The 24,771-nt window shown below is 51.0% G+C and carries 25 protein-coding genes and 1 pseudogene; 15 read left to right on the top strand and 11 right to left on the bottom strand.

The window, feature by feature from the left end; genetic code table 11:
* Positions 1 to 124: 124 nt before the first annotated feature.
* From dtd to H6F67_RS19500, 4 genes are all read right to left on the bottom strand, one after another.
* A complete protein-coding gene (gene dtd / locus H6F67_RS19515) occupies positions 125 to 580 on the bottom strand; it encodes a D-aminoacyl-tRNA deacylase (protein WP_190768293.1) in 456 nt (151 codons plus the stop codon).
* The gene (locus H6F67_RS19510) at positions 577 to 1,476 is read right to left on the bottom strand and encodes an alpha/beta fold hydrolase (protein ID WP_313926868.1); all 900 of its coding nucleotides are present in this window, start codon (positions 1,474 to 1,476) and stop codon (positions 577 to 579) included. Before H6F67_RS19510 ends, dtd begins: the two co-directional genes overlap by 4 nt.
* 360 nt (positions 1,477 to 1,836) lie before the next feature.
* The gene (locus H6F67_RS19505) at positions 1,837 to 2,283 is read right to left on the bottom strand and encodes a hypothetical protein (protein WP_190768292.1); all 447 of its coding nucleotides are present in this window, start codon (positions 2,281 to 2,283) and stop codon (positions 1,837 to 1,839) included.
* Between the two features lie 185 nt (positions 2,284 to 2,468).
* The gene (locus H6F67_RS19500; RefSeq protein WP_190768291.1) at positions 2,469 to 2,834 is read right to left on the bottom strand and encodes a hypothetical protein; all 366 of its coding nucleotides are present in this window, start codon (positions 2,832 to 2,834) and stop codon (positions 2,469 to 2,471) included.
* A gap of 51 nt (positions 2,835 to 2,885) precedes the next feature.
* Here H6F67_RS19500 and rppA point away from each other — a divergent pair, with 51 nt between their 5' ends.
* The 5 genes and pseudogenes from rppA to H6F67_RS19475 all read left to right on the top strand — a co-directional run.
* Positions 2,886 to 3,557, top strand: a complete 672-nt coding sequence (rppA, locus tag H6F67_RS19495) for a two-component system response regulator RppA (protein ID WP_190768290.1) — start codon at positions 2,886 to 2,888, stop codon at positions 3,555 to 3,557.
* A 19-nt stretch (positions 3,558 to 3,576) separates the two neighbouring features.
* Positions 3,577 to 4,812: a cell wall metabolism sensor histidine kinase WalK gene (locus tag H6F67_RS19490; protein WP_190768289.1), complete on the top strand. Its 1,236-nt coding sequence runs from the start codon at positions 3,577 to 3,579 to the stop codon at positions 4,810 to 4,812.
* Positions 4,813 to 4,877: 65 nt separating this feature from the next.
* Entirely contained in the window at positions 4,878 to 5,291 is a 414-nt protein-coding gene (locus H6F67_RS19485) for a DUF6152 family protein (RefSeq protein WP_190768288.1), read from the top strand.
* Positions 5,292 to 5,371: 80 nt separating this feature from the next.
* On the top strand, positions 5,372 to 6,643 hold the full coding sequence (locus H6F67_RS19480; RefSeq protein ID WP_190768287.1) for a M28 family peptidase: 1,272 nt from the start codon (positions 5,372 to 5,374) through the stop codon (positions 6,641 to 6,643).
* Between the two features lie 9 nt (positions 6,644 to 6,652).
* Positions 6,653 to 7,390: pseudogene (locus H6F67_RS19475) on the top strand (trypsin-like peptidase domain-containing protein); the annotation flags it as partial.
* A 209-nt stretch (positions 7,391 to 7,599) separates the two neighbouring features.
* On the opposite strand, the gene H6F67_RS19470 reads toward H6F67_RS19475, so the two are convergent.
* From H6F67_RS19470 to H6F67_RS19455, 4 genes are all read right to left on the bottom strand, one after another.
* Positions 7,600 to 8,034 carry a hypothetical protein gene (locus tag H6F67_RS19470; RefSeq protein WP_190768285.1) on the bottom strand — a complete coding sequence of 145 codons (435 nt, stop codon included), beginning with the start codon at positions 8,032 to 8,034 and terminating at the stop codon, positions 7,600 to 7,602.
* Between the two features lie 317 nt (positions 8,035 to 8,351).
* The gene (locus H6F67_RS19465; protein ID WP_190768284.1) at positions 8,352 to 11,426 is read right to left on the bottom strand and encodes a non-ribosomal peptide synthetase; all 3,075 of its coding nucleotides are present in this window, start codon (positions 11,424 to 11,426) and stop codon (positions 8,352 to 8,354) included.
* Positions 11,427 to 11,485: 59 nt separating this feature from the next.
* A complete protein-coding gene (locus H6F67_RS19460) occupies positions 11,486 to 11,956 on the bottom strand; it encodes an SET domain-containing protein-lysine N-methyltransferase (protein ID WP_190768283.1) in 471 nt (156 codons plus the stop codon).
* Between the two features lie 231 nt (positions 11,957 to 12,187).
* On the bottom strand, positions 12,188 to 14,416 hold the full coding sequence (locus H6F67_RS19455) for an ATP-binding protein (protein WP_190768282.1): 2,229 nt from the start codon (positions 14,414 to 14,416) through the stop codon (positions 12,188 to 12,190).
* A gap of 301 nt (positions 14,417 to 14,717) precedes the next feature.
* Between H6F67_RS19455 and codB the strand changes: the two genes are divergently transcribed.
* Both codB and H6F67_RS19445 read left to right on the top strand, forming a co-directional pair.
* Positions 14,718 to 16,016 carry a cytosine permease gene (gene codB / locus H6F67_RS19450; protein ID WP_190768281.1) on the top strand — a complete coding sequence of 433 codons (1,299 nt, stop codon included), beginning with the start codon at positions 14,718 to 14,720 and terminating at the stop codon, positions 16,014 to 16,016.
* 108 nt (positions 16,017 to 16,124) lie between these two features.
* Entirely contained in the window at positions 16,125 to 16,316 is a 192-nt protein-coding gene (locus H6F67_RS19445) for a hypothetical protein (RefSeq protein ID WP_190768280.1), read from the top strand.
* A 4-nt stretch (positions 16,317 to 16,320) separates the two neighbouring features.
* Here H6F67_RS19445 and H6F67_RS27515 read toward each other — a convergent pair whose 3' ends face one another.
* From H6F67_RS27515 to H6F67_RS19435, 3 genes are all read right to left on the bottom strand, one after another.
* The gene (locus H6F67_RS27515) at positions 16,321 to 16,536 is read right to left on the bottom strand and encodes a hypothetical protein (RefSeq protein ID WP_106176044.1); all 216 of its coding nucleotides are present in this window, start codon (positions 16,534 to 16,536) and stop codon (positions 16,321 to 16,323) included.
* Positions 16,523 to 16,969 carry a PIN domain-containing protein gene (locus H6F67_RS19440; protein ID WP_190768279.1) on the bottom strand — a complete coding sequence of 149 codons (447 nt, stop codon included), beginning with the start codon at positions 16,967 to 16,969 and terminating at the stop codon, positions 16,523 to 16,525. Before H6F67_RS19440 ends, H6F67_RS27515 begins: the two co-directional genes overlap by 14 nt.
* Positions 16,970 to 17,177: 208 nt before the next feature.
* Complete coding sequence (locus tag H6F67_RS19435; protein WP_190768278.1) at positions 17,178 to 17,645, bottom strand: SMI1/KNR4 family protein; 468 nt, start codon at positions 17,643 to 17,645, stop codon at positions 17,178 to 17,180.
* A gap of 340 nt (positions 17,646 to 17,985) precedes the next feature.
* Here H6F67_RS19435 and H6F67_RS19430 point away from each other — a divergent pair, with 340 nt between their 5' ends.
* From H6F67_RS19430 to H6F67_RS19395, 8 genes are all read left to right on the top strand, one after another.
* Positions 17,986 to 18,111, top strand: a complete 126-nt coding sequence (locus H6F67_RS19430; protein ID WP_190768277.1) for a hypothetical protein — start codon at positions 17,986 to 17,988, stop codon at positions 18,109 to 18,111.
* A gap of 152 nt (positions 18,112 to 18,263) precedes the next feature.
* A complete protein-coding gene (gene panB, locus H6F67_RS19425) occupies positions 18,264 to 19,061 on the top strand; it encodes a 3-methyl-2-oxobutanoate hydroxymethyltransferase (RefSeq protein WP_190768276.1) in 798 nt (265 codons plus the stop codon).
* Between the two features lie 47 nt (positions 19,062 to 19,108).
* Positions 19,109 to 19,798, top strand: coding sequence for a Uma2 family endonuclease (locus tag H6F67_RS19420; RefSeq protein WP_190768275.1), 690 nt, complete (start codon positions 19,109 to 19,111; stop codon positions 19,796 to 19,798).
* 38 nt (positions 19,799 to 19,836) lie between these two features.
* Positions 19,837 to 21,144: a glutamate-5-semialdehyde dehydrogenase gene (locus tag H6F67_RS19415; protein WP_190768274.1), complete on the top strand. Its 1,308-nt coding sequence runs from the start codon at positions 19,837 to 19,839 to the stop codon at positions 21,142 to 21,144.
* 5 nt (positions 21,145 to 21,149) lie between these two features.
* Positions 21,150 to 21,641 (top strand): hypothetical protein, encoded by a 492-nt coding sequence (locus tag H6F67_RS19410; RefSeq protein ID WP_190768273.1) that lies wholly within the window; start codon positions 21,150 to 21,152, stop codon positions 21,639 to 21,641.
* The gene (folB, locus tag H6F67_RS19405; protein ID WP_190768272.1) at positions 21,638 to 22,000 is read left to right on the top strand and encodes a dihydroneopterin aldolase; all 363 of its coding nucleotides are present in this window, start codon (positions 21,638 to 21,640) and stop codon (positions 21,998 to 22,000) included. The genes H6F67_RS19410 and folB overlap by 4 nt, the downstream gene beginning before the upstream one ends.
* 61 nt (positions 22,001 to 22,061) lie before the next feature.
* Positions 22,062 to 22,760, top strand: a complete 699-nt coding sequence (locus tag H6F67_RS19400) for a hypothetical protein (RefSeq protein WP_190768271.1) — start codon at positions 22,062 to 22,064, stop codon at positions 22,758 to 22,760.
* A 486-nt stretch (positions 22,761 to 23,246) separates the two neighbouring features.
* Positions 23,247 to 24,497, top strand: a complete 1,251-nt coding sequence (locus H6F67_RS19395) for a glycosyltransferase family 4 protein (RefSeq protein WP_190768270.1) — start codon at positions 23,247 to 23,249, stop codon at positions 24,495 to 24,497.
* The last annotated feature ends 274 nt before the right edge of the window (positions 24,498 to 24,771 follow it).

Raw genomic sequence — 24,771 nt, 5'->3', positions numbered from 1 at the left:
GCAGGAAACAACTCTTTACATTAAGACATAAGCTGCGGCAAATGTCAGCATTCAGAAACATTTGAAGATTTTATCGATAATGTCCGGTCTCACTATCCACCGCAGCCCGTCCCAAGCATCAATTTCAGCCGGAACTCTCGCTTTCCCGCTCTAAGATGATCGTGACCGGACCGGAGTTTTCGATCGAAACCTGCATCATCGCCCCAAATTTTCCCGTCTCAACCCGCAGATTGCTTGCTCGCAGCTTTGCAACAAATGCTTCATACAGCGTTTCTGCCTTGGCCGGAGTTGCAGCGCGATCGAACGATGGCCGACGCCCTTTTCGCGCATCGCCGTACAGCGTGAACTGACTGACGACCAGCAGTTCGCCTTGAATCTCCACAACGGATCGATCGAGCTTGCCGTTTTCGTCGGGAAATAATCGCAAGTCCAGACATTTTCGCGCCATCCAGTCGAGTTCGGCTTCGGTGTCGGTTTCGGCAATGCCCACCAGCAAATTCAGCCCTTGCGCGATCGCCCCGACGATCGTGCCGTCGATCGTCACTTGCGAACTCGTGACGCGCTGAATCACCACTCTCATCCGCCGACTCCGTTGCGATCGCGCACCCAGTCGATCAGTTCTTGATTGACGCGATCGCTGCATTCGTCATAGACACAGTGCCCCGCATCGGGAATTTCCACCAGCCGCAAATCCGTGTGCAAATTGACGAGTTGGCGTCCCCAGGTGAGGGGAATGACGCGATCGCGTTCGCCCCACATCAGCAAAATCGGAACTTGCACTCGTGGCAGAAGCGATCGCGTTTCCAGGCTGAAGTCCGATCGCGTCCGCGCCTGCGACAGACGAGCAAACACTCGCGCCGCGCCGCGATCGAGCGTGGGAATCGTGAAGCTTTCGATCAGTTCTTCGGTGACGCGATCGGCATTCGCGTAGGCAAGTTTGAGAATCGATCGCAAAATTGCTGGACGGCGCAGCATTTGAAACATTGGGCGAATCAAAAACGGTTGCGCCATCCAGCCTTCGAGTCGGCCTGCGATCGCCTGCAATCGACCGGAGAGCAGTTCTTGCCGAGCGGCGGGCAAAGTCATCAGTGCCAAACCCTGCACCATGTCGGGATGCTGGGAAGCGGCAGTCAGGGCAACGAGTGCGCCGAGCGAATGCCCAACCAGCACGATCGGACGGTTGATGAATGTTTGCCAAAATTCATACACCTGCTCGACCCACAAGGCGACATTGTAGGTTGCAGCGGCCTTTTCGGATGCGCCAAAACCGAGCAGATCGATCGCGTAAACGCTGTGATGTTCGCTCAAGGGTAGCAGGTTCGATCGCCACTGCGTCAAAGCCGCCCCAAATCCATGCAACATCAGCATCGGTGCGTTTTCAGAATTCGCACTGCGAAAGAAGCTGTAGCGAATTTGCCAGCCGCGCCAAGCCCAATCGCGCTGGTGGCCGATCGACAAGGGAAGAGAAGCAGTCACAATCTTACGCTTGCAGAACAATCTTTATTTAGCATAGCGATTGCGCTTCCAAAAGGTGATTGAGATCGATTAAAGATAAACCATTCATGAGAATTGAAAAACGCTGCTACCATTGCTTGATTCGAGCAAGTTGGCATCAGAGTCGATCGCGCCTTGAGAAAAGCTATGCTTTCAAGAACGAGCAAATTTAACGACCTGATTTGGCTAATATAAAGTGAACTCGGCTCAGTAGTTCGTTCAACCAAAACAATTTCATTTTCTCAAAAGCCGCTGTAAGTGAGCGATAACATTGCTTCGCTGAGCAGTTGTTCGCGATCGAAATGCAGAAAGTCGAGCAATGTTATCGCTAATTCTTAGTAGCTACCCTTGCGATCGAGCAATCTCAGATTGAGCACAGGTCGAAAGAATTTGTCTGTCGATCGCACCCACTGATTGAATCGGATGCAGACCAACCAGTGACGTATCAGCTTCAACCGAATGAGGTTCTCCGTTGACTGCTGCTTCGACATCTAATCGAGTTCCCTGCATTTCTCCGGCAAAGCAGGAAAACTCCGATCGCGGTGAATAAAATGCACCGATCACTTGACCGTCTTGATGTTCAAATACAACGTAGCTGTGCGAGATTTGGTTAGGTGCGGCTGTATCGCCATAAAGGTAAACGCCATCAGGCAAAGTGGCGTAATTGGAATTAGTTTGACTGGCTTGTGCAGACTGTTTAATGCCAACACTGGCAATTGCGATCGGCAATAGAACAGCCGCCATTTGCATTACCCACGTTCTTTGAGCAGATGCAGGTGGAATCATCATCGCTTCTCCTTGCTTGCTGTCGGTAACACATTAAGACAGCCTCTTTGCTCAATTACTCCTACGCAGGAGTCAGATCTTCTCAGAGAAATTTCTGCCTATTGATGGAGAGGTAAGCAGCTTTTTGAGCGAAATTCAAGATTGTTTTAGCAGACGGCGATCGCGACCATGATTTTCTCGTCCTAAAATTAATCTTTCACCTGATAGCGCACGATCGCCTTAACTTGTTCTGGCGACAGCTTGAACCGCTGTGCGATCGCTGTTTCCACTTGTTTTTGATCGGTTCCAGAAATCTCGAATTGCTGTGTTTTCGTAGTGCTGGTTATGGTGCTGGCGCTCACCCGTGAAACGTTGCGATCGCGATCGATCTCGACTTTGATCGAGAGCACTTGGGCAGCAGGCGTTTGGCGCGGTTCCACCTGAATTGGGGTAACAGTATTCGATCGGTTCAGCAGTTGATGTTCGATCAGGCTGCTGCCCGCCCAAAACAATCCGCCGAGCAGCGGCAGCGGCAGCCAAAATTCAAGTCCTAAAGAACGCAGCGATCGAAACATCTGAAATTAAGTCACAATTTGGTCAAAACGAAAGGCCAAATTCACTCCGTCATGGTCATTCTACTGGTGGAAGACGACCCGGAACAGCTAGAGCCGCTGCATACAGCGTTGTCGCAGGCAGGACATATTGTCGATGCGATCGCAGATGGCGAAACGGCACAGTGGCTGATTGCTCAAAAAGAATACGACTTGCTGATTCTCGACTGGATGCTGCCGCAGGTTAGTGGTGTTGCCTTGTGTCGGCAGTCTCGACAGTTGGGCAAAACGGCTCCTGTCTTGATGCTGACCGCCAAAGACACAACGATCGACAAAATCACCGGACTCGATGCGGGTGCGGATGACTATCTCGTGAAGCCTGTGGACGTGATGGAACTGCTGGCGCGGGTGCGAGCTTTGGGGCGACGATCGCCGCTGTGGAACGGCGATATTCTGAATCTGGCTGACTTGCAGCTTCATCGGCAAACACTGATGCTCGAACGCGATCAGCAGACTGCTCTGCTTTCGGTGCGCGAATTTCAACTGATGGAGTATTTGATGCGTCATCCCAATCAGGTTTTGTCTCGCGATCAGATCGAGCGATCGCTGTGGGAATGGAGCGATCAGCCAGAGAGCAACGCCGTCACCACGCTTGTGCGTCGGTTGCGCCAGCGGCTCGAATCCGTCGGGGCAAAAGACTGGCTCGAAACCGTCTACGGCATGGGCTATCGCCTTGCTCCGCCTTAATCTATATTTAATCGCAGCCGTGTTTAATCGCAGTCGTCGTCGTTTGGCCTCGTGGTTTGCCCTGTCAATGGGCGGCATTTTGATTTTCTTTGCGGCTGTCGTCTACTGGCGCGAAGTGCAAGACCAGTTGCGATCGCTCGACCAAGACCTCTATGCCAAAAGCAAAGCGATCGCCGCTGCAAGCGACTATCAGTTTGAACAAAATCAGTGGCAGGTCGATCTCGCCAACGCTGAAGCAGTTTCGTACCTGCGCTGGTATGACGCGAAGGGCAATCTGCGGCAGTTCACCGGAGTGCCGCCTGTGGAATCGCCCGTCGTTGGCTTTGAGACGATCGCGCCCGATTCGCGTCAGGTTACTTTGCCCGTATATCGCAATATGGTTGCGGGAGCACCAAGCGATCGCGTGTTGATTGGCTATCTTCAAGTTGGGGTGTCGATCGCTCCGGTGCAAGAGCGTCTACAGCAGACTCAACTCTTTTTGGCGATCGGGGTTCCCGTCACGTTGGGGGCGATCGGGCTGGTGGGCTGGTGGCTGGGCGGACTGGCGATGCAGCCGATTCGCCGCTCTTACGATCAGCTTCAGCGCTTCACGGCAGATGCTTCGCACGAACTTCGCGCCCCGCTTGCCGCCATTCAAAGTAACGCACAGGTGGGATTGCTTGCGCCGTCAGAAGATACCACGCAGCCCCGCCAGCGGCTCGACAAAATTGTTGAACTGACCAAGCTGATGAACGGTTTGGTCAGCAATCTGCTGTTTCTGGCTCGACAGGAAGGCCAGTTGACGCCCGACGCGCTCAAGACCCTTGATTTAGTCGCGCTGCTGCAACCGTTGGCTGAAGAGTACGCAGAAATTGCAGCAGCAGCAGAATTGCGCTTTTCGATCGATCTCTACCCATCCCCCATTCTGTTCCGCGCTGATGCCGATCTACTCCAACAGGCTGTCAGAAATTTGCTCGATAATGCGATCAAGTACACGCCTGCGGCAGGTGCGCTCGAATTTCAACTGACCGCTCAGGCAAGACGCATCGTCATTCGCGTGACGGACAACGGCATTGGCATTCCGGCTGCGGATCTGCCGCATATTTTCGATCGCTTCTACCGGGTCGATCAAGCGAGAACTCGGCAGACAGGCGGTTTTGGGCTGGGACTGGCGATCGCACAGCAAATCATTCGGGCGCATGGCGGACAAATCACGGTCAGTAGCGTTCTGGGTCAAGGATCGACGTTTGCGATCGAACTGCCCCTCAAAGCCTGACACTTTTCGGTCACTTTTGCCGCTCATACTCAGAATGAGTAGAACGCGATCGCCCCTTTACCGCCATGTCTAAACCTTCGATCGAACGCACGTTTCACACCGTCCGACCTCGGCTGAGAAACCGCTTTTTGCTGACGGCGGTTGCGGCTGCCGTGTTTACGACTGCTTCGATCGCCACAGGCAGCGCATCTGCTCAAAGCTGGAGCAACTACAACCGCAGCCAAACGCTGAATCTGATTGGCGAAGTGCAAAGCATCCGCTACCGCAATCCGATCGTGACGCTTCAACCTCAGGCGGGTGAACAGGTGTGGCAGGCTTTCCTCGCTTCTCCTGCCCAGATGCAGCAGCGCGGCTTGCCACAAACGGCTTTGCGAGTTGGGCAAACGGTGAGGCTCGTTGGCTTTCCAGATCGGGCACAGGCGAATCAGATGCGCGTCGAGCAAATTGCGATCGACCAGCAGGCGATCGAACTGCGCTGATCAACTTGCGCTGACATTTTGATGTCACATTTGCTGTTCACAATCAAGTAAAAGAGTAGGAAAAACGTTCGATGCACGCCATGAATGGCCGATTACAGTTTGTTCGCTCAAAGCGCTGGATGCAGTTGATCGTTGCGAGCGTGGGTGTGGTGGGCGTTGGCCTGACCGGATGTAGCCAAACTGCCGTTTCGATGCGACAGGCGATCGATCAACCTAACTCGTCCGCAGCAACAGCCCCGCAACCGGATCGTTCTGCGATCGCGGATGCTGAGGCGTTGGTGGCGATCGGGCCACGAGTTGCAGGAACGCCCGCCACTGAACAGGCCAGCCGCTATCTCGAAGAAGCATTTCGGCAAGCCGGATATGCAACCGAGGTGCAGACCTTTACCTACTCGAAGTTTGTCGATCGCGGCTCTACCTTGACCGCAGGAGGCTTTACCTTGGAAGGACGCGCCTTCAACGGTTCGACTTCTGGCAATCTGACGGCGTCGCTGGTCGCTGTGCCCAACGTTGGACGCACCGAGGATTTTGCTCAGGTGGATGTGCGAGGCGCGATCGCGATCGTGCAGCGTGGTGAAATTCGCTTCCTCGAAAAGGCGAACAATGCAGCAAGGGCAGGCGCGATCGGACTGGTGATTGTCAACACCGAAGCCGATAACTTTTGGGGAACGTTAGGCGGCGAGGCGGCAATTCCCGTTTTGTCCTTGGGCGGGGCAGAAGGACAAACACTGCTCTCTGGCTCAACTTCTGACTCGGTGACGCTCAATGTGAATGCGATCGAGGAAACGGTTACAGGCCGCAACGTCATCGCTTACATGGAAGGCGTCACACAGCCGGAAGTGCTGTTGGGCGCTCACTACGACTCGGTGGCAGGTTCTCCGGGTGCAAATGACAACGCTTCGGGCACTGCGGTTCTGCTCGATCTAGCGCGGCAGATGTCTGATACACCACTGGCGCATCAAGCGTGGTTTGTCGCATTTGATGGTGAAGAAGACGGACTGCATGGATCGCGATCGTTCGTGCGTAACGCCCAGCCACAGTTTCTCAGCCAGCTTCGCGCCATGCTCAACTTTGATATGGTCGGCATCAACGATCGCCTAGAAGTAAGCGGCGCGGAGTCACTCACCAGCCTTGCCAAGTCTGTCGATGGCTCGATCGCCACAGTCGGCGAATCGGGCGGCAGCGATCATATCCCTTTTGCCGATGCCGATGTGCCCGTTCTCTTCTTCACGCGCGGCATGGAGCCAAACTATCATTCACCTCGCGATCGACAGGTCAACGCTTCACTTTTAGATGAAACTGCTCGAATTTCGATCGCCTTACTTGAACGCCTTCTTACTTCTGGTTCTTAACGTCCTGCAATGAAAAAGTCAGTCGTTTATCTATCTGCTTTGCTGATTGGTTCAGTTGTTAGTTTCTCGCTGCTCGATCGCCCAACGCCGCTTCAGTCTCAGCCGTTTACTTCGATTGCCGCTCAGTCAAACGACGCCAATTCCAACTTCGTTACTGCTGTGGTTGAAGAAGTAAGTCCCGCCGTTGTGCGAATCGATTCAACTCGTGCTTCACAACGCGCTCAATCTCGAATTGTTCGCGGCACAGGTTCCGGTTTTATCTTTGATGAAAGCGGTTTGATTTTAACAAATGCTCACGTCGTGGATAGCGCCTCAAATGTTCGAGTTACCTTAAATGATGGCCGCACCTTTACAGGTCAAGTTTTAGGAGAAGATGAATCGGCAGATGTCGCTGTTGTTCGCATTCAAGCCAACAATTTGCCAGTGGCAACATTGGGCAATTCGGCTCAAGTTCAACCGGGAGAATGGGCGATCGCGATCGGCAATCCGCTCGGCCTCGATCACACCGTTACCGTTGGCATTGTCAGCGCGACGGATCGATCGGGCAGCGCGATCGGTTCTCCCAATCGACGCGATAGTTTCATTCAAACCGATGCTGCAATTAATCCGGGTAATTCCGGTGGTCCACTGCTCAATCAGCAGGGCGAAGTGATTGGCATGAACACCGCAATCATTGGTCGCACTCAAGGCTTGGGATTTGCGATTCCAATCGATCGCGCTCAAGCAATTGCCGCACAAATTGTTAGCTAATTCAAGGAAGATTTGAAATTGAAGCGATCATACTTTGATAAGTAGCCTCTGATTCAAAACCAGATCCAAAACCCAGTAACGCCCGCTACGAGTGCTACTGGGTCTATTGGTTTTATGTTTAATCATGTCTAACTACTTAGGTTGATTTCAAACAAAAGCCTCCAGCGGTCAAACTGGAGGCTTTTGTTTAGTCGAACTGCAAGCAATTAACGGGCTGAAGTCAACTCATCAGATACTTCTGAAGCTTGAATTGATTGCAAAACTTCAGGTGGAATCACGATCACAAACTCAGACGGCTCAAACAAAGGTTCTGGCAGTTGACTGGGCAGAACTTCGGTTTGTGATTCTTCAATCAGCGGTTCAGACTTCCGATCAAATCGCTGCTTGAGAAGCATACCCCCTGCAAACAAACTGCCCAAAATTGCAAAGCTTGCACCGACAATTCCCAGTTTATTGAGATTGCCAACATCAGCTTGCGTCGTGATTGGATCGATCGATGGTGCATCAGAAGGAGTGGTGTTTGTGATTCCACCTTGCTCACCATAGATGCAGGGTTGAGCCTGGGCAGTTGTTGTTATCAGAACTGCGCCTGTTAGAGCAGTTGTTGCTGCGATCGCTGCAAAAGCAGACTTCAATTTCATGATTGTCTCCTCAGAGAGTGAATCGTTGAATTAGCCTTCAATTTTGAACACAGTCTGATGAATGAATGCAGCTTAAGCATACAAGTATTATAAAAGAGAAGTTGTGTTTTTGAACTTTCAATCCATATAGAACCCAAATATTTCAAAAGCTAAATAAAAATGAGTTTTTGTTGTTGCAATTCGATTATCTAGTACTAAATGAATTGGCGAGTCGGGTAAATTTTCGTAGGGGCGTGGCAATACCGTTCCCCTACGAAAACCTGTTCTAGCCATCAATTCGATCGATAGGAAAATCGAGTTTGATTACCAGCAGGATTCTAATGCTCAGGTGCCGTAGCAGACGTGAGTAACCGAGGCTGAACTGTTGACAATTCAACCTTTTCGGGCGGGGTCAAAAATCCGCTGCGAATCCAAGCGGGCAGGTAGGTTTTGAGCAAGACTGGCTCAATTGATGAAAATGTCATTTCGATCGCTGCAAGTGCTGCTTGCGTTGTGCAACAGTCGTAGTCTGGGCAGTGTTCGTAAAGTTCAATCAGAGATTTGCCCTGATAAACAGGTTCGCTAAATAACGGCAGCAGCGGATAAAGCGAATTGGTCGGAGAACTGGCGAGTCGTTGCGTCCATTCTGAATAGCTCACCCAATCAAGAGAGTAGCCAAATTTTCCCAATAACCGATACAGTTGGTGTGTGTTGATGTCGCGGCCAGGGGGCGGTGTTAGATGAAAAATCTTGCCGATGTGCTGAGAACTTTTTGAAAGATAAACGATCGCTCGTGCCACGTAATCGACCGTAACCATCTGATCTTTTTGTCCAAAGATCGGCGATACACAGCCTAGTTCGATGCAGCCTTTGATCAAGCGAGAAATGTAGTCTTTGTGGTTGGCGGCTCCAGTTTGGCTGTGACCAAAAATGAATCCTGGTCGCACGATTGCGATCGGCAATTTCTGCTGTGCCTGCTGAACCATTCGTTCCGCGACCCACTTGCTTTGAGCATAGCCGTCGTCTAAGCCAATAAATGGCTTGCTGACTGAAAGCGGCGTTTGCTCGTGAATCACGGTGTTGCCTGTGAAGTAGCCTGCCGCTCCAAACACGCCGATCGTGGAAATGTAAATCAGCGGTTTGATGGCCGTGCCGCTGCTCGCAAGCCGCAGAATTTCTGCTGTGCCAAGGACGTTGGCGGCTTTGAGCAGCGAATAGGGTTTGATAAAATCAACGATCGCGCCGCTGTGATAAATCGCTTCAACGCGATCGGCAAGCTGAAGAAATGCGGCTTCGCTGAGGCCAAGCCGAGGCTGGGCGAGATCGCCAGGTAGAATCTGAATCCGGTCGCGATCGGCGGGATTCCACAGGTGATATTGGGTCAGGATCGATTGCAGGCGGGCTTGTCCTGCGGTGGCATCGCGACACCGAACGAGACAGACGATCGTTGCCGTCGTAGTTTGCAGCAGTTCGTGCAGCAGAAACGCACCCAAAAATCCGGTGGCTCCCGTCAGCAAAATGGTTTGAGCGGCTGCGACAGACAGCACGGGCTTGGCGCGATCGACCTCCAGAGAAAACTGAGCTTCCGCCTCAAAATCGATCGACTCGTTCAGCGATGGCTTGCCTTGCTGTGCAGCAAGCACAATTTGAGCAAGTGCCGCAGGCGTGGGTGACTGATAAAACTGACGCATCCACACAGACACTTGCCAAGTGCGAGTGATCTGCGCGAGGGCTTGAGCGGCGAGCAGCGACGTTCCTCCCCAATCAAAGAAGTTATCGTCAAGGCCGATCGATTGCTGAAGCAGACCTTGAAAGATATTGGCAATTTGAGCGGCGATCGAGCTGTTCGATCGAGTTGATGGCGCTATTTCAGTTGCTACAGATTGCGCCGCGAGCTTTTGGCGATCGACTTTTCCGATTGGGCTAAGCGGCAGCGCGTCTAGCGGCACAAACCGCACCGGGATCATGTAGGCGGGTAGCTGCTGCTTCAAGAACGATCGCAATTCTGCAAGGGCAACCGTTTCTTCAAACACAATCGATTGGAAAACCACATAGGCAATCAGGCACTTTTCACCCTGCCCCTGATCTGCTGCGATGACAACGGCTTGATCGACGCTCGGATGCTGCGCGATTTGAGCTTCAATCTCAAACAGTTCGACGCGAAATCCACCTGCCACTTTAACTTGATGATCGATTCTGCCGACATATTCAAGCTGCTGATCCGATCGCATCCGCACGCGATCGCCCGTGCGATAGAGGCGAGTGCAATTGTCGAACGGATTGAGAATGAAGCGTTCCTGCGTGAGTTGCGGCTGATTTAGATAGCCTCTGGCAATTCCCACCCCGCCCAAATACAGCTCTCCGACCTGAAACGGTGCAACAGGATTCAGGTCAGCATCGAGAACGTAAGCTTCGACTCCGGCGATCGGCACACCGATGGGGAGTTCGCCCTCGATTGCTTCGAGCTGCGATAAGTCGCTCATCGTTGCCACAACCGTTGCCTCGGTCGGCCCATAGCTGTTGATCAAGCGAATCGAGTTGCCGACGCGATCGCGCCAGCGCTGAAACAATTCTGGTCGTGCTCGTTCTCCGCCCACGCTAATGAGATGCAGCGTCTTGGGCAGTTCCAGCGCCTCTTCAACGACAGCAGTTGCGAGGAAGTGCCACAGCGCAGTTGGCACAAACAAAGCGCTAATCTGCAATCGCTGACATTCGCTCAAGAAAAAAGCTGCCGTGCTCAGCATGTCTTCGCTGCGGATGATCAATGTTGCGCCGATCGCAAATGTGCAGAATAATTCTTCAATCACCGCATCAAAGCTGAGCGAGCAGCACTGCAACACGCGATCGATCGGCGTCAAGCCATATGCTGCCGCTGCTGTCACGGCGTAGTGAGCGGCAGAGCGGTGTTCGATCATCACACCTTTGGGAACTCCGGTCGAACCAGAGGTGTAGATCACGTAAGCGAGATCGCTCGGCTGAACGCAACTGACCGGATTGGCCGTACTTTGACGCTGAATTAAAGGCTGAGCGCGATCGAGGTGGAAGCTGGGAACCGGAAGTTCGACGCCCGCAAACGCCTGTGTGGTCAGCAGCGGCGATCGCGCTTCAGAAAGAATGTGCAAAATGCGATTTTCAGGCAGCGATCGGTCAAGCGGAATGTAGGCAAATCCGGCCTTCAACACGCCCAAAACGGCAATCACAAATTCGCAAGATCGATCGAGCGCGATCGCCACCAGGTTCGTGTGGTTTGCCCAGTCACACTGCTTGAGCGCGTGAGCAAGCTGATTGGCTTTGGCGTTGAGTTCTTGATAGGTAAACTGGCGATCGCCTTCGATCAGCGCGATGCGATCGGGCGTTTGTTGAACTTGTGCTTCAAACAGCACAACGAGTGTAGCAGAATGCAACAACGTCATGTAGAAATGCCCGAATTTTTGATTAGATGGCTGTAGTTAATAGCAAGTGCTCAGCCGAGCTAGGCCGCCTGTACAAACTGGCTCGCCTGCGCCAAGCTACTGAAGATTTGAACGCAGATGTGTCGATTGAGTGTGTACTGACTCAAGGTTTCGATCGAGAGATATTTTGCTCCAGCAATTCGCTTTAGGCACCGAGGCGACTGACACAAACAGTCAAACGGCGCGTCCATTTCCCATTCTGTACTGGGATAGAAAAAGCTCAGTTCTTCTCCGACAGCAATATCGCGAATGGCCTGCAATTCCAAAGTTTCAAGATTAATCAAAACATTTGGATCGCAACTGTGATTGAGCGAGGCAAGATACAATTCTTCGATGTGCAAATTTGCGCTGAGCTGCACACTGGTATAGGTCGGAGTATGACGAATTTGATAGTGGCGAATGTGATGAATTGTTGTTCCTTGAGCAATATCAATTGCAGCAACAGCACGCTTTCCAGTTCGCGTGGTGCGATCGAGCATGATCGGTGTCATTTCAGATTCAGGCTCCTATTCAAAGTGACTCAAACGGTGTATTGCAGCAGCAAGAAGTTAGGCTTTTGGCCTTAATGACGCGCGAGAATCTACGAGTATTTAGCTCGTCCAATCAAAGCGCTTTACAGTTTGTGAAGACTGAATGTCCGTAATTCTACTCCGTCGAAATCCGGATGACAAGCTGAACACAAAGTGATTCGACTTAAGTCGGATTGCGATCGCTTTAGCGCCTCAAATCTCGATAGATGTCCGCTTTTGTGTTATGGGTAGCTCAACGACAAACTCGGTTCCGCTGCTAGAGGTGGACTGACAATACAGTTTGCCCTGATGCCGATCGCTAATAATTTGATAGCTAATTGAAAGACCAAGACCCGTTCCTTTGCCAACAGGCTTAGTTGTAAAAAATGGATCAAATAGTTTGTCCTGAGCGGACTTAGAAATACCTGCGCCGTTATCAATTACTCGAATCGCAACTGTGCGATCGTCCTGCTGCTCAGTGACAACTTCGATTGTGCTTAAAGCTTGCTTTGCGTGCTGATCCGATCGCACTATTCGAGCTTCTTCGACGGCATCGATCGCATTGCTTAAAAGATTCATAAACACCTGATTGAGTTGACCAGGGCAACATTCAATTGGCGGCAAATTACTGTAGTTTTTAATGATTTTAATTTCAGGTCGATCGAGCGATGCTTTAAGACGATGATGCAAAACCATCAAGGTGTTATCAATGCCTTCGTGAATATCAACAATTTTGAATCCGTCTTCGTCCAAGCGTGAAAAATTGCGGAGCGATCGAATAATTTCTGCAACTCGACTGGTTCCAGTTTGCATCGAAGCAAGCACTTTCGGCAAATCTTGCTTGACAAACTCTAAATCGAGTTCGTCAATTTCTGCTTGGATTTCATCTGGCAAAGCAGGCGCATATTTTTGATAGTGTTGAATGCTTTCGAGCAGCACTTGCGAATATTGTTCTGCAAAAGTGAGATTGCCGTGAATGAAATTGACCGGATTATTAATTTCGTGTGCAACTCCGGCCACAAGCTGTCCTAAACTTGACATCTTTTCGGTTTGAACAAGCTGAATTTGCGTTTGACGCAGTTCTTTTAAAGCTTGAGAGAGCGCTTCAGTTCGAGCTTCTACTCGATTTTCCATTTCGCGAAACGACTCGTTAAGCTGCTCTGCCATCTGATTAAACGAGTCGCTGACGACATCAACTTCTTGAATGCCCGTATACTCTAATTGCTGATCGAGCTTGCCTGCGGCGATCGCTTTTGAAGCTTGAGCAAGCTGCAAAATTGGGCGCGTAATCCAGCGAGCCGTGTAAATTCCCAGCGCGATCGTTGCGCCCAAAGCCGCCAAACACAGCAAAGCTGTCGTGCGAGCGTTGGCATTGATCTGAGCCATAAAGTACGATTCTGGCACGGTCACAACGACAAGCCAGTTCAAGCCGTAGCGGTCTTGCCAAGGCGTAATTCGCACATACTGCGGCTCTCCAGCAACGCTCACTTTTAAGTGTTGAGCACGATCGATCGCGTTGAGGTCAATTCCTTGAGTTTTTACCGTTTCACCGATCGCGTGCAGCAGCGGGTCAGGGCTATTGAATGCGCTGAGGCGTTCTGTGGTTGTGCCTGTTGTTTGCAAGATTGGATGGGTGCTTGAACTTCCAACTAAGTTGCCATCGCGCTCTAGAATAAACACTTCACCGTTGGGACTCGCTTTAAGCTGCTGCAAAAACTCGCTGATGTTGGTGAGCAGCAAATCGATATTTAAAATTGCCAGCAGTTGTGTTCCCTGATAGACCGGGGCGACTGCTGAAACTGCAACATAAGGTTTGGGTTCTGTAGTTTGTTGCTGATTTGCGATGATGTTCGACACCTGTGCCGTATAGATGGCGCTCCAGGCAGGCTGCCGCTCAGCGATCGCTCGCTCATACCACGAATCGCTGAGCGGATTGTAGTCATAGCTTTGCAGCAGCACTCTTCGCTCTCCTGCTGCATCTGCCAAAAAATCAAACGTTTTACCTTCACCTGGCAAATTCTCATACAGCAGTAGATCGACGCCATTGAGCCAGCGCCCCGCTCCGGACTGCCGCCCATCTGGAAGCGCATAGCCGATGTAGCTCAGGGTTTCAAAGGTTTTCGCCTGCTGCCAAAAAATCTGCTCGCTGTCCTTTGCATTGTTGAGATCGATTTTGCCTGTGACGATCGCGCCTGCGTTGAGTTCGTTGAGCTGTTGCGGCAGGGCGAGATACAGATTCAGATGAGCGTTTACCTGCTGGCTCGTCTTATCAATGAGCTGATCGGCCAGCGCACTGACGGCTTTTTGACCGCTGCGAAATGAGAAAAACCCAACCAGACCAACAGCAGAAACGGTTTGAATGACGAACGGAACAACGAGAATGAGCTGAAGGGGAATCTTCTTAATCGCTCGTTTGAGCGGCAGGCGATGGGCGTGTATCATCTCGATCGCAATGCGAATTGATCGAACTAATTATTCCCAGGAATCTCTCAAAACCGCGATGATGAAAATCGATCGCAACTTTTGACGATCGAGTTTGCGTGCTGCATCCCTTTGATCGCCATATCCCTATCTCCAATGGTCGATCGCTTCAGCGAATCAAGATTGAATGAAACGCAGATGCAGAGCGGCAGATTGCTTTTGCGGAGGCGATCGCCACTTCGTCTTCGTCACACAGAATACTGTCCTGCAACCGAACAAGCTCAACAATAAGCCCAGATTCAAACATTTTGAAAGGGCAGCCATGACAACTTCTGAACCTGGCATTGGCGCATCGACCACACAAGCCAGCCAGGATTATCCGCTTTCTCCAGTTCCTCTGACGGCAAGGCGATCGTTCTGGTCGCTGGCTCCGCTGATGATCGGCTTTGCCTTCACCTCCACCACGCTGATTGCAGGCGGACAAATTGGCCCCGCCTTTCGCTTCTTTCCCGATTTGATTGCGATCATTGTGGTCGGCAATATCATCTTGGGTGCATACTGCGCTGCTTTGGGCTACATCGCGCAAAAAAGCGGACTGGCAACCGTGCTGATGGCGCGGTTTAGCTTTGGCAATGTCGGGTCGCGCTGGGTTGATTTCATTTTGGGGGCAACGCAAATCGGCTGGTATGCCGTCACCAATGCCTTTGTCGCCCAAGCGCTCAATCAGCTCATCGGTTTGCCGGAATCATGGAACTGGCTGGTTGTGCTGATTTTCACGTATGGATTTTGTGCGACGGCGTATTTTGGCTATACGGCGATGGATTGGCTCAGCCGCTTGGCCGTGCCTGCGATGTTGATTTTGCTGGCGATCAGTTTGGGAATTGCGATCGGAGATGGCGGCAGCTTTGCCGAATTGCAGGCGATCGCACCCACAGGCAACCTCAGTTTCTCTGCCGCGCTCGCCGTTGTGATTGGCACGTTCATCTCCGGCGGCACGCAATCGACCAACTGGAGCCGCTTTGCCGATACGGGCAAGACTGCGATCGGCAGCACCCTTCTGGCGTTTCTGGTCGTCAACGGCATTCTCGTCTTCGCCGGAGCCTTTTGCACCCTTGTTTACGGCAGCGAAGATTTGATTCAGGCAATGGCGCAGCAGGGTTTGCTGTTTTGGGGCTTGATTTTGCTGATCCTCAACGTCTGGACAACGCAAGACAACACGATCTATGCCTTTTCGATGGCTGGCGCAAATTTCTTTCGCGTCACCAAGCGGACGATTTTTGTTCTTGGTGGTGCAACGCTGGCCTACATCCTCTCCCTCAGCGGCATCTACAACCAGATTATTCCCTACCTGATTTTCCTCGGATCGGTCATTCCTCCGGTCGGCGGCATTATTATGGTGGATTTTTGGCTGCGGCACAGAGGGCAGTTTCCCGCAATGGATTCGCCCCAACCCGCCTTCAACTGGGCAGGCATCATCGCCTATGTCGCTGCTGCCTCGATCGCATTTCTCTCCGGTCGATTGGGCTGGGGAATTCCGGCTGTCAACGGCATCATCATCGCCGCTGGCTTGTATGCGATTTTGATTCGCGTTTTGCCGCAGCGCGTTCCCACCCTGCGCTAGTCGGGTGATGCTCGATCTCAAAAACTGTGTTGTGCTGCACGATGCGGTCTGAGTCCGCACCACTGCGATTGCCTCGTCGTCCAAGCGGACACGATCGCTCGTTTCGATTTGGGTTCACCCGTTCAGGCGATCGATCACGGGGCGATCGTCGTCATGCCCGGACTGTACAACTGTCATATGCACATGGGCGACTCATGCCTGCCGGATGGCGCGACGGGCATGACGGGAACGGCTCAAATTAGCGGCAGCAGATACCATTGCACTCAACACCAACGGCTTTCAACTGTCCGCTGCATTTGAATTGTTAGGCTTCGCGCTTTGATGCTTGAAAATCTACAATTTTGGAGTACAAACTGCTTACTGATTCTTGAGCAAAAAGTTGGTCTTTGAGTTTCAAGTAGTCTCCCTTGCCGATATTACATGCTGCCCAAAACCGAGCAACAGTAGACGGTTCCATATTAGATAACAAAATCTGAAATCCTTCTTGTAAAACTTGCTGCTCACTTTTAACTTGGATCATCGCTACTCATCTCCAAAACAAAATTCGCTGGATTCATAACTTTCATGGTTAGCTTTGAGCAACGATTGATCAAACGCTTATCACAAGTAATGAAATAATCACTGTTAACCGCTTCAGCACATGCAACATGCAACGCATCAATCGCTTTTAATCCGTCTTTTTCTAATTCTTCAGCTCTCTTACGAATTGCTTCATCAACTTCTTGCCTTAAATCGGCTAACTGGAGATACCGATTCATTGCCTCCTGTTTGATAGGATAAGGGTTACGGCTGTTCTCATACTCCAAAACAAAGGAACTGATTAACTCAAAAGCCTTGACTTCAACCATTTGTAAAATGATAATCACAGCCTGAGTTTCAAGGAAAATTTTGGGCTGAGTTTGATCGTCGAATGGACGGTTATAAGTACTGGTATCTAAATATACTTTTGTCATGCGATCGCTCGAAGCAAGGCTACTCTATTTTAGCCTGTTGCTCTTCACGCTAAATACTACGAGTCAGAAGCTTTCAAGAACTACCTCAGCCAAGAGCTAAGAAGCCTAACGTTCCGCCTCACCCGCCGCTAGTAACCTTTTGAACTCAACGAAAAGACTCTAAACGGTCGGGTGCAGGCGGATTGTTATACGGGTGGCAACAACTTCATCATCTTAGATCTTCCATCGGTTCAATCAACTTGTTCATCATGTCAGTTAAGCTTTCAAAACTCGGCTCATCTGGCAATTCGTCTACGTCATTGATAAAAATTGGAGCAGTAGCTTCTCGTTCACTACAACCAACAATCCAAAAAATGCTTCCGTCAGTATCGAACAGTGGAAACCAGCCTTTATTCCAGCTTCTCGCCACCTCCACAGCCTCGTTGAGAGATAGGAAACCATGAATTCGCTCATAGCCTTCCTCGCAATCCTCAAAACTTGGATAAGGAAGCGACTCCAGCGATCCACCATTGCGCCACATATAAAGTTGGTACACCTCCATTGGCAACTCGAAGGGTAAAATGCTGACTGCCCGCTCGATATCTTCAAAATCCAACCCAGGATTCAATGATTGACCTGCAATCTCCTGTTCAAGGTAGTCAGACATCAAATCAAGAGCCGCTCTCAAATCAGTCATCGATCAATCTTCCTAAATCGCTTCAATTTGTATTCAAGGTTTAGGCTGCCCTTTTCAAGCATTTCGATAGCTCTTCCCCTGATTTTGGACTTGAACGAGTTGTCTCAAAGTACAGTCACAACCTGCAACCGAAGCCGTATAACAATTTATTATACGGGCGCTTTCCGTATAAATGCCCCTCATAAAGGCATTACCTTGAAACATTCCGTATAACTACCCTTCTGATCGGTATTACCCGGATTGCTTTCCGCATAATACTCCCTACTCAGAGAGTTACCCAGACATTTTCCGTATTCCTTCGGGGTTCGCAATTCGACCCGACCCGCGATCGATTCTGCAAATGGCAACCTGCAACATTCGCGACTTCTTGGGGGGCGACACTTACGGCTATCTGGAAGCGGGACTGCCTGCTGATCTCGTTGTGCTGGATTTTATGCAGCCGCAGTTGCGATCGACTCGGCATTGAATCGCCTCTGTCGTGTCTCGCGTCACGCCCGCTGATGTGCCGCTGACGATGCGGCGGGAAGTGCTGTATCAAAGCGATGGCTTCGCCTCCTTTGGGCGAGCCATGCGAAATCTCTAGTACGCTGGATTTATTGAATCCGGCAGGTTTTCAAGATGGCTATCACGATTCCCAAACTGATGCGCTACAAGCAGCAAGGCCGATCGATCGTCGCGCTGACTGCCTGGGACTATCCGTTTGCCCAAATCATGGATCAAGCCGGAGTCGATCTGATTTTGGTTGGGGACACTTTGGCGATGGTGGCGCTGGGATATGAAACCACGCTGCCCGTCACGCTTGACGACATGATCCACCACGCGAAAGCCGTCCGGCGCGGAGTCAAAGAAGCCTTGGTCGTGTTCGATCTGCCGTTCATGAGCTATCAGGAAAGCATTGAGCAGGCGTTGCGATCGGCAGGTCGCGCCTTGAAGGAAACGGGAGCACAAGCCGTCAAGCTCGAAGGCGGCTATCCGATCGCTGTCGAAACCGTTGCCCGTCTGGTTCAAGCTGGAATTCCCGTCCTCGCGCACATTGGCCTGACGCCGCAGTCCGTCCATCAGTTCGGCGGCTTTCGCAAGCAAGGAACTTCAAGCGAGGCAGGCGATCGCATTTTGGCTGAGGCGATCGCGCTGGAACAAGCCGGAGCCTTCGGCATCGTCCTTGAACATATTCCTGACGAACTCGGCCTGCAAATTTCGCAAAAGCTGACCATTCCCACGATCGGCATCGGCGCGGGGCCAAACTGCGACGGTCAAGTTTTAGTGACGCACGATTTGCTGGGTCTCTCAGACTGGCAGCCACCGTTTGCCAAGTCGTATGTGAATCTACGGGAAATTGTGACTGAGGCGATTCGTAGTTATGCCAGCGAAGTGCGCGATCGCCAATTTCCAGCGTCGGAGCAGCCGCGCACCTGAAGAATATTCGACAATCAAAACAGCTTTAGCAAGCGGGCGATCGAACTATGGTCACACAGATTTCTTCGACGTCGGGCGTTATTTACCCCGAATCCGACGGCAAACCGATGGCAGACAATACGCGACAGTATCTTTGGATTGTTTTGATCAAAGAAGGACTGGAGTTGCAGTTTGCCGATCGCGAAGATGTGTTTGTCGCTGCCGATCTGCTCTGGTATCCGGTCGAGGGCAACAATCGCGTCTGCACTGCGCCCGACGTGATGGTGGCGATTGGACGACCCAAAGGCGATCGCGGCTCGTATCTTCAGTGGCAAGAAGGCAACATTCCGCCGCAAGTCGTGTTTGAGATTCGATCGCCCAGCAATCGCCAAACCGAACTGGATGAAAAATTGGTGTTCTACGATCGCTACGGCGTCGAGGAATATTACCTCTACGACCCCGATCGCAACGACTTTAGCGGCTGGCAGCGACAAAGCTCACGACTGAGCGTGATCAATCCAATCAGTAGCTGGGTGAGTCCGCTGTTGGGCATTCGCTTTGAGCCGACCGCAACGACCCTGGAAATTTTTCGATCGAATGGCGATCGCTTCATCTCTTTTGCAGAAATGGCGCAGCAGGCCGAGCAAGAACGCCAACGGGCAGAGCAGGAACGCCAGCGAGCCGATGCAGCAGAAGCACGGGCGGCACGATTGGCCGAACAGCTACGGGCGGTGGGAATTGATCCGGATGCACCTTAACTTGAACTAAGATAAAAGTTTTCAGCGCAAGTCTACCGATGACAGCTTCACCTTTGACTTCTGCCTCGCTGGTCAGTTTGGCACAACGCACTCGTCAGGCCGCCCGACAGCTTGCCCTCACGTCCAGCGAGCAGCGCGATCGCGCGATCGAAGCGATCGCCCGTGCCCTCGAAACTGCCGCTCCAGAAATTCTCGCCGCCAATCAAGCCGACTGCGAAACTGCGCTGCAAGACGGACTGGCGCGATCGCTCTACGGACGCTTGAAGCTGGACGAGAACAAACTCAAAGGCATCATCTTGGGTGTGCGCGACGTGCAGCGGTTGGCCGACCCGATCGGACAGGTGCAGATTCACCGCGAACTGGACACGAACTTGATTTTGAAGCGCGTCACTTGTCCCTTGGGCGTGTTGGGCGTGATTTTTGAGTCGCGTCCAGATGCCGCTGTGCAGATTGCCTCGCTCGCCGTCAAGTCGGGAAATGGCGTGATTTTGAAGGGCGGCAAAGAAGCGGTGCGATCGTGCGAAGCGCTCGTTCAAGCAATTCGTCAGGGCTTGAGCGAAACCGGACTCGATCCGGATGTCGTTCAGCTTTTGACGACGCGATCGCAAACGATCGAACTGCTCAAGCTCGATCAATTTGTGGATTTGATCATTCCCAGAGGCTCGAATTCGTTCGTCCGCTTCGTGCAGGAGAATTCCACCATTCCCGTCTTGGGTCATGCGGATGGAATTTGTCATCTCTATGTCGATCGAGCCGCCGATCTCGATCAGGCTGTTGCGATCGCCGTCGATGCCAAAGCCAGCTATCCCTCGGCCTGCAACGCGATCGAAACGCTGCTCGTGCATGAAGCGATCGCGCCGGAATTTTTGCCACAGGTTGCCGCTGCTTTACGTCAGCAAGAAGTTGAACTGCGTGGAGACGATCGCGCCCGTGCCATTGTCGAGATGAATGCAGCAACGGATGAAGATTGGGCGACTGAGTATAGCGATTTGATTTTGTCGATTCGCATCGTCAATTCGCTGGAAGCAGCGATCGATCACATCACGACTTATGGATCGCGACATACCGAGGCGATCGTCACGCAAGATCAGCAGGCGGCGGAAACGTTTATTGCTCAAGTGGATGCAGCGGGCGTATTTCACAACTGCTCAACGCGATTTGCCGACGGCTTCCGCTACGGGTTTGGGGCAGAAGTCGGCATCAGCACGCAAAAAATGCCGCCGCGTGGCCCCGTTGGACTTGAAGGTTTGATGACATATAAATACCAGCTTGTGGGTGAAGGTCAAACTGCGGCCATGTATTCTGGTTCTGATGCCAAGCCGTTTCTCCATCGCGACGTGAAGTAAGTTTTATGACGGCAATTCCCGACGAGCCGCAAGCCTGGAAGTTTTATTCCTCTGATAGCTTTGTGTCGATTACCTATGAGGACGAGCTGATCGGCTTTTGCAAACCTGATTTTGCCAGTCGCATCGTGGAAGCAATGAACGACGACGAACGCCTGCGACGCGCCCTACGCATTGCCTGCACCGATCTGGCAAGTATGGCAGGCGGAAGCTCGATGCCGCCCGATGATCTTGTCGCATTCTATCTGGCTAAAACGACTCAGCCCAAAACCGGAACAGCGGCGATCGCGGCTCTCTTGCGGCAGCGGCAAGACGAACTCGACGTGAGCAACAAGGAATTCATGCGCTTTTGCGAATCCTACCGCCTCTCGAAAGTAGAACTGCAAGCAATTTATGCGGGCGAAGAAATTGACAGCGCCATGCTGATGCCGCTATCGCGCATTTTGGGACGATCGATCGAAGATCTTTTACAGGTGCTAGACGGCACGATGGAAGCATGAGCGATTGCATTCACCTTACAGGTATTCGTGCTTACGGCTACACAGGTCTGTTTGCAGAAGAGCAAACGCTGGGGCAGTGGTTTGAGATTAACCTCACTTTGCGGCTTGATCTGAAGCAAGCGAGTGAAAGCGATCGCCTCGAAGATACTTACGATTATGGTTCCGATGTGGCAGCTATTGTAAAACTGGTTGAAACTTCGCGATTTAAGCTGCTCGAAAAGCTAGCCGCAGAAATTGCCAAAATTGCGTTGCAATCGGGTCGAGTCAAGCAGGTGACAGTGCGATTAACGAAGATGCATCCACCGATTCCAGACTTCACCGGATCAGTATCGATCGAAATCACGCGCGATCGCCATTAGTTGTTTGGTCAGCGCTTTAATGCGCTTCGGGCAATTTATTTCTGAAGTCTGCTATTCACTGATGATTTCGATTTCGCTCCATAAAATCTACCGATTGCTTTGCTGTGCTGTGCTGGGTCTAACGCTGGCAAACCTGGCAGCTCAGGTCGCAAGATATTTCCTAATTCTCGATCGTCGATCGGCGATCTATCGTCTGCTGAATGTCAACAACGAAGCAAATATTCCCACTTGGTATTCAACGATCGCTCTGCTCGTTTGCGTGCTGCTGCTGGCGCTCATTGCAACTTTAAAGCAACAGCAGAACGATCGCTTCACTAATCACTGGCGCGGTTTAGCACTGTTGTTTCTACTGCTGTCGCTGGATGAAGCAGCAAGCCTCCACGAAAAGCTGAATCCTTTTATGCGATCGCTGCTCAATGTTGATGATAATTTGCTGTTTCTTTGGGTAATTCCAGGCAGCATCTTTGCAGGCGCGATCGCCCTATTTTATTGGAAGTTCTTGATGAGTCTACCTTCGCAGATGCGAAATTTAATTCTCTTCAGTGCTGCGCTTTATCTTAGCGGTGCGATCGGACTAGAGTTGCTTACGGGCTTTGCGGTTTTGAATATTTCCGGCTTACATCAACTGCTGCTAGCTTTAGTGGTTGCGATCGAAGAGCTATTAGAAATGCTTGGCATTCTACTTTTTATTCGAGCGCTGCTGCTCTACATTGGCTCGCAATTTCCAGCCGTTCGCATTCATTTTTCGCAAAAGGATTGAGCGATAGAAATAATTCGATTGTGTTATTGGTTGCTGTGTTGAGCGATCGCTATTTGCTGTGCAATTGCCTCTAGTATATTTGAGCTTTAGCAGATCGAAGCGATCGATTTCTGCTTCAAGCAAGACACGATCCGTTTACGAATGATTTCATTTCGATCGTAGAAATTAATAGAACCAGATTCAGATCAGGAAAGGTCAGTAAAAGTACGGTTGCGCTCTCCGTGCAGCAGTACAAATCTTCATACATCTGGTCGAAAGTTAGTCTTAAACATTGATTAAAGTCTATATAAAACTAATTATCAATAGATTATTTTCTATCAACTTTGCTATTTAAACATCAATGTTTTGATTCTGTGAAGCTTTCAAGAAGAGTCTAAGAAATAGAGGTTGGCTTTGCTATCAGTATTAATACGTTGCTTTTGAACAGTTACTAATTTCTCATGAATCAGGTTAAAGTGTGCTTCTAGATACATTAAGGAGATTTTGATGCTTCGTGTACTCTACGCGGCTGGCCCCGGCAATGTGTTAGGAACTTACCAACATTGGGCGATCGGAGAAGAAGATCCTTCCCAAGTTAGCGTCACCTATTCCAGTCAGTTCTTCAACGTTTGCCGTCAAATTGGTGCGTTTGGCTACATTATTTCTCATCATTCAGAAGCAAAGCTTTCAGAATCAGAACAATTCAAGATTGAACATCGTCCTAAGAGCATAGAAAGCAAGTCCAGCCTCCACTATCATCTCGGTCAGTTGCAGTATGGATTAAGCTTGCTGCTCTCGGCATTGCGCTGGCAAGCAGACGCAGTTGTTATTGCCGATGGAACAACCCATTGGTTCGTGTTGAGCATTTTGCCCCTTCTCGGTGTGAAGATCATTCCTTCTTTGCACTGTATGCCTTGGAACAGATACGCTCCTCAAAACAAGGTGAATCGGCTCATTTGGCGGTTGAATCGCTTTTTGTTTGGAAGATGTCATCAAGCGCTTGTTGTTTCTCAAGCAATTGGAGAACAAATCAAGCAGTGGATGGGCAAAGAGTACCCGCCGATTCAAGAATTTCTGCCTGTTTACCGACAGTCTGAATTTGCGTCGATCGCGCCACCTTCTGCCGATCGATCGCTCTTCAATGTGCTTTATGTTGGGCGAATTGAAGCTGACAAAGGTGTTTTTGATCTGCTCGAAGTTGCTAAACGATTTTCAGCCGAAGGAAGACAAGATATTCGCTTTGATTTGTGTGGCGATGGTTCAGCTTTGATTGCTTTGCAGCAGGCCGCTTCCGAGGCTGGACTATCAGATTCATTCGTTTGTCATGGACACTGCAACAAAACTCAAATGCGCGATCGATTCAGCCAGTCGCATGTGGTCATTGCTCCTACAAGAACTGAATTTGTGGAGGGATTCTGCAAGGTGGTCGCTGAAGGAGTGCTGATCGGTCGTCCGGTCATTACATCTGCCGTTTGTCCTGCGATCGACTATGTGCGTCCGGCGGTGGTTGAGGTGCAGCCCAATGATGTCAAAGGCTACGGCGATGCGCTGCTGAAACTGTGTGACGATCGCGCCTTTTATGAAGACAAGCGCAAAGGCTGCTTGGACGTTCAACATCAGTTTTACACGCCGATCAAAAGCTGGGGATCTGCCCTCAAATCAACGTTGCTTAGCATTTGTGAAGCACGACAAGGCAAGCCTGCATTTGTGAAGCGCAGGAAAGCAATTCAGATCTTAATGAGAGCTTTTCCTGTCTGAGGGAGGCTTTTAGGGATTCGATCGACCCCTCGGTCGATCGAGAACGACACAACGCTTCGATCGTGCGATTGGCAGAGCTAGTTAGCTGAAATGCGGAATCGGAGGAATCACCTATCTGACCTGCAACGGCTGCGTGTTCTCCGCGCTTCTGTGAAGAACTTTACAAAAATCACTGAATTTCCACTGAATCTATCCTGATTCAGATGTGTAGCACGGTAGGATCTGGGAGGTTTGAAGCACCGTTTTATCGGATTGCTGCCCTGCTCAAAACTGC

The organism is Microcoleus sp. FACHB-1515, assembly GCF_014696105.1.
Lineage (GTDB): Bacteria > Cyanobacteriota > Cyanobacteriia > Elainellales > Elainellaceae > JAAUTJ01.
Note: the sequence above shows the minus strand (reverse complement) of the source record. Positions and strands in the feature narration are given on the sequence as shown.